The organism is Mycobacterium sp., from assembly GCF_036488105.1.
Taxonomy (GTDB): Bacteria; Actinomycetota; Actinomycetes; order Mycobacteriales; family Mycobacteriaceae; genus Mycobacterium.
The window spans coordinates 1-4,486 of sequence record NZ_DASXHW010000378.1; the positions used below are offsets into that span (position 1 = coordinate 1).

The 4,486-nt window shown below is 66.1% G+C and carries 6 protein-coding genes; 4 read left to right on the top strand and 2 right to left on the bottom strand.

Annotated features, from left to right (window positions below):
* Positions 1 to 94: 94 nt before the first annotated feature.
* Positions 95 to 331, bottom strand: a complete 237-nt coding sequence (locus VGH54_RS19840) for a hypothetical protein (protein WP_331513782.1) — start codon at positions 329 to 331, stop codon at positions 95 to 97.
* Positions 324 to 689: a hypothetical protein gene (locus tag VGH54_RS19845; protein WP_331513783.1), complete on the bottom strand. Its 366-nt coding sequence runs from the start codon at positions 687 to 689 to the stop codon at positions 324 to 326. Before VGH54_RS19845 ends, VGH54_RS19840 begins: the two co-directional genes overlap by 8 nt.
* A 52-nt stretch (positions 690 to 741) precedes the next feature.
* Here VGH54_RS19845 and VGH54_RS19850 point away from each other — a divergent pair, with 52 nt between their 5' ends.
* The 4 genes from VGH54_RS19850 to VGH54_RS19865 all read left to right on the top strand — a co-directional run bounded on the left by VGH54_RS19850 (position 742) and on the right by VGH54_RS19865 (position 4,337).
* Positions 742 to 1,026 (top strand): helix-turn-helix transcriptional regulator, encoded by a 285-nt coding sequence (locus tag VGH54_RS19850; RefSeq protein WP_331513784.1) that lies wholly within the window; start codon positions 742 to 744, stop codon positions 1,024 to 1,026.
* Between the two features lie 126 nt (positions 1,027 to 1,152).
* Positions 1,153 to 1,845 (top strand): hypothetical protein, encoded by a 693-nt coding sequence (locus VGH54_RS19855; protein ID WP_331513785.1) that lies wholly within the window; start codon positions 1,153 to 1,155, stop codon positions 1,843 to 1,845.
* Positions 1,842 to 2,345, top strand: a complete 504-nt coding sequence (locus VGH54_RS19860) for a hypothetical protein (RefSeq protein ID WP_331513786.1) — start codon at positions 1,842 to 1,844, stop codon at positions 2,343 to 2,345. The genes VGH54_RS19855 and VGH54_RS19860 overlap by 4 nt, the downstream gene beginning before the upstream one ends.
* A gap of 588 nt (positions 2,346 to 2,933) precedes the next feature.
* On the top strand, positions 2,934 to 4,337 hold the full coding sequence (locus tag VGH54_RS19865; protein WP_331513787.1) for a phage portal protein family protein: 1,404 nt from the start codon (positions 2,934 to 2,936) through the stop codon (positions 4,335 to 4,337).
* The last annotated feature ends 149 nt before the right edge of the window (positions 4,338 to 4,486 follow it).

Sequence of the window (4,486 nt, forward strand, 5' to 3'; positions counted from 1 at the left end):
CGGGCGATGGCCAGTGCCTCTTCCGTCTCGTCCACCCGCACAGGTTAGGGCACTGACTTCCGCCGGTTGCTGGTCACCACGGGCGCGTCCTCGTTCAGGCGAACTCGGCCGTCCACCCGTCATCGTCCTGGTAGACGATCACCGGGGCATCTTTCGGGGCGAATGCCGCCCCTTCCATTCGGACCGTCCCGATGCCGGGCAGCATGATGCCGTTCCCGGTCACGGTGTACTCGCCGGGCAGGTAGCGCAGCCCGCACTTCCCGTGCCGCGGTCCCTGGCACCGCTCGGGGACTGGTGATGCCGCGGCAAGACGGCAGTGCCACTCAGGCATCGCCGGCAGGTCCCTCCGGCGGAGCGAACCTGGCCGCTTCCCGCTCGATATCGGGGCAGTCCTCGCCGGACTCCAGCACGAGTGATGCGGCGCGCTGAAGCCGGTTGGCGAGCACTAGCGCATCTTCGGCCGTGAGCAGGGCCGAGACAGGGACATCCAGCGTGCCGTCCTCGCGCTCGCCGCTGATGACCAGTCCGACCATGCCGGGATCGTGGGCCGGCCCGCCGCAGTCGCCGCACGGCGCCGCGCCTTCCGGCTCGTAGACGTGCTCGACGACGACCACGGTGTCATCGTCAGTGTGGACGTGCCCGAGGGTACGGGTGCGGAGCGTGATGCCGTCTGGTTCGCTGTCAGTCATGTTTCCGCCCTCTGATAGGTTGGGATACAGTCTCAAGATGTATTATAGCGTCGTGACCGACATTCCAGCCGCTATCCAGCGCGCCATCGCCGCCAACGTCAGGGCCGAGCGCGCCCGCGCGCGCCTGTCCCAGGAGGACGTGGCAGGCGGCATGCGGGAGCGCGGGTTCGGTTACTGGCGCCAGCAGACGACCGGGGCAACCGAGCGCGGCGAGCGGCGCATCACGGCCGACGAGCTCGTGGCGCTGGCGGCCGTACTCCAGGTATCAACGGAGGCGCTGCTGGAAGTACCGCAATTAGATGCGCAAATCGCGCCTGAACTGGTAAAATACCCGTAATGGGCAAGGTTTAACGCCCCCGAGCCGCAGGATTCCGCCCCGCGGCCGGGGACTTGCCCGCGACCTGCTACAGGAAGGCCAACGGACCATGGAAAACACTACGCCGTACGTCCAGGGCATCAGCTGATGCCCGCGCGCGCACCGGCCCCCGCCGGCGAGATCACCCTCAACCGGATCGGCCGCACCATGGCCCGGGTTCCGATCGAGGGCCTCACGCCGCTGATCGTCAACAAGTTCAGCGAGAAGGCCCAGCAGATCATGCTCGCCCGCCAGATGGGCGCGACGCTCCAGCGCGAGCCGAAGAACCCCGAGGAACTGTTCCTCAACGCGCAGCACCTGCTCGCCGACGGGTCGGCCGGGTTCCCCGCGGTCGGGTTCAAGGCGGCGATCGTGGACGCCGCCCGGTTCTTCAAGGGCTCCAAGCTCACCATGACCGACCTTCGGCGCATGTTCTTCGTCAACGGCGTGCCGGGCGTGGAGAAGGCCAACCGGACCCTGCTGACGCCCGTCTACGGCAAGTGGACCGGCGACACGGCCACGCTCCAGCCTGCCGAGCCGGTCATGAGGCAGGACTACGCGCGCAACGACAGCGGCGTCGCCGACATCCGGTTCCGGCCCGAGTACGACCCCTGGTCCGCGGTGCTCGAAGTCGTCTACATCAAGTCGCTGTTCAAGCTCGACACCGTGATCGCCCTGGTCGACGCGGCCGGCATGAACGGCATCGGCGAGTGGCGCCCCGCCTCGAAGGAGTCGAATACCGGCAGCTACGGCACCTGGCGCGTACCCGACGACGCCGACGTGAAGGAGATCACGCTGTGACCGAGAACACCGGGGCGTCCGCTCTGAACCCCGTCATCATCGCCGAGCTTGACCGGCTGGCCTCGCTCAGCCCGGACGGGTCACTGGAGGCCGCGTCCGTGCTAGACGCGGCCCGGCCGCCGGAGTCGGTGCTGCACGCCCAGTTCACCTGGGACGACGAGGAGGCGGCCGAGGCGCACCGGCTGAACCAGGCCCGCAGCCTGATCCGCCGCTATAAGGTCCGCGTCACCTACCAGGAGGCGTCCGGCGAGGAGCGCGACGTCCTGGTGCGCGGATTCGTCGCTGCGTCTTCAGTCGGCGAAGTCGGCCGCGCGGCCGGGACCTACCTCCCTGCCGCCGGACTGAGTGGCCAGGCCCGCAACCTGCTACTCCAGAGGATGCAGCGCGAGATCAGGTCGCTCCGGGTGCGGTACGGCCACCTACAGGAGTTCTGGGCGCTGGTCGACGAGATCCGCGCCGAGAATGAGCCCAGCAACGGGTCAGCAGCAGCATCCGGCTGAGTCAAAGGGATGGATACGGCAGGTTTGGCAAGGCTAGCCAAGGTTCGGTGTGGCTGGTCTCGGTTGGGTGAGGCAGGGCAGGCATGGTAAGGCTTGGCCCGGCCCGCCAAGGCAGGGACAGGAACGGCTGGGCAGGCAAGGCATGACGTGGAGCGCCTTGGCCCGGTGAGCCCTGGCCCGGTCCGGCAAGGCTGGTATCGCCCGCAGGGCGGGCGCTGTCCCTCCGATTAGAAGGGGCAGCGCCCGCCCTGTTCTATGTCCGGAGCCTGCCGCGCCTGTATCGTGGCCTCAGACGCACGTGCATCTGCTCCGTGCATCAGCAATTGCAGACTGGCGCCTCGTGCGCCCCGGGCAGCGGGAGGGAGGTGGTTCTGGACACGTGGCTGATCCTAAGAACGCGAGCATCCTGGCCTTCCCCGACTTGGCACCCAAGGGTTCCAAGTCCTTCGGCGGAGGCAAGCGGGCCTTGCTAGGTCCGTCGATTGGTACCTCATTTGACATGGGGCAGAGATTGTTTGCTTATTATGGGGAGGGCGACGTGTTCTTAATGTCGACTATGGCGAATACAGTGCCCGCGATATCAAGTCGATGTTTTCAAGAAATGGGACCGCCTCGGCTCTTGAGCTTGTCCTGACCCTGCCCATCCGCGAGGCCGATTTTACCATTGAACCCGGCAAGGGCGACAAGGGCGAGCACGATTTCGTGACCAGTGTTTTGATGACCCCGGACACTTCTGGCGGAATGAGAACCCCGGTCTCAGAGATGATCGGGCAAATTACGAGTGGGCAAATTTTTCGCAGGGCTTTCTTCGAGAAGACTTTCCGCGTCAGGGACTCTGACGGCCGGATAATCTACGACCGGATCGCCTACCGTCCTCCCTCCACCTGCCAGGCCAGGTACAACGACCGCACCGGGGAGCCCAACGGATTCCGGCAGCAGGTGTGGTTGTTCGGCGGGAATCTTCTCCTGAATCGCGACCAGAAGGTGCCCGGTTACGTCGACATCCCGAAGGTGCGCAGCTTCATTTACACGCACGGGAAGCACCGGGAGCCGTTGACGGGAGTTTCCGAGGTTGAGGTCGCATGGTGGTGCCATTCGACCCAGATGAAGCTCCTTTTCCTCTGGATGAATTTTCTTGAGAACATGGCGTTGCAGCGCCTCGTGGTTTACGGAAATGACCAGCCGGAGGCGACGCAGCGCGCCGATGATATCTCCCAGCTTCGCGGTTCCGGTGTCGTCGGCCTGGTGCACCCGATCGACGGGCAGAAAGCATTCGAGGCAATTCCGGCTGCTGGTGACGCGGGTCATTTCTTCGAGTCCGCCATGGCGTTCCTCAGCTCGTGGCAGATCTCCAGCGTGCTCGCTGGATTCCTCGGCCTGGCCAGTGCATCGACCGGCGGTAAGGGCGCATACAGCCTGAGTCAGGATCAAAGTGATTTTTATCTCAAATCCCGCCAGGCGGTAGCCAAGGAGATCGCCGAGAGCATCAGCTACGACGTCATCAGGCCGCTGGTCATGCTCAATTTCGGCGCGGACGCGGCCTACCCGCAGGCCAAGTTCGGTCCCCTTCAGGACGAGCAGGCTCAGCAGCTTTTGGCACTGTTCGGGCAAATGGCCGCCGCCCCGGTGCTCCATATTCCACTCCCGGTCTTCGACCTTCTGACAGAGCGCATGGCAAGTATTTTGCAACTGGACGTCGACCAGGTGCACGAGGCGCTAGTCTCCACGGCGTCGCAGCGGGCGGAGCAGCTTGCCGGGAACCCGCCGCCGGGAATGCCCCCGGAGGCAGCAGCGGGACTCGGGCAGCTCCAGGGGCTTGCGCACGCGGGGACGCAGATCGCCCAGCAGGCGGCGGCGGGGACGAACCGCGGTCCGGGCGTGCCCGCGGCTCAGGGCCCGCGCCCGCCGAAGCTGGCACCGCCTGCCGCAGGCCCGCCGAGGCCTCCGCAGAACCCGCCGGCGGCGGGCGGGATGCCGGGGGCTGCCCAGTGATCCCGGACGAAGCCGAGGGCTTCTACGAGGACGACGAGGACCCGGCCGTGGTCTTCGCGAAGTTCGACGCCGGGCCGCACGTTGCCACGAAGCGGCCAGGCGGGATGCCGGAATACGCGCGAGGCGGCGTGATCACGGCATCAGGAACA

What these genes read in the sequence shown, in the direction of transcription:
- VGH54_RS19845 (WP_331513783.1), bottom strand. Translation starts at nt 689, where the DNA reads ATGACTGACAGCGAACCAGACGGCATCACGCTCCGCACCCGTACCCTC.
- VGH54_RS19855 (WP_331513785.1), top strand. Translation starts at nt 1,153, where the DNA reads ATGCCCGCGCGCGCACCGGCCCCCGCCGGCGAGATCACCCTCAACCGG.
- VGH54_RS19840 (WP_331513782.1), bottom strand. Translation starts at nt 331, where the DNA reads ATGCCTGAGTGGCACTGCCGTCTTGCCGCGGCATCACCAGTCCCCGAG.
- VGH54_RS19865 (WP_331513787.1), top strand. Translation starts at nt 2,934, where the DNA reads ATGTTTTCAAGAAATGGGACCGCCTCGGCTCTTGAGCTTGTCCTGACC.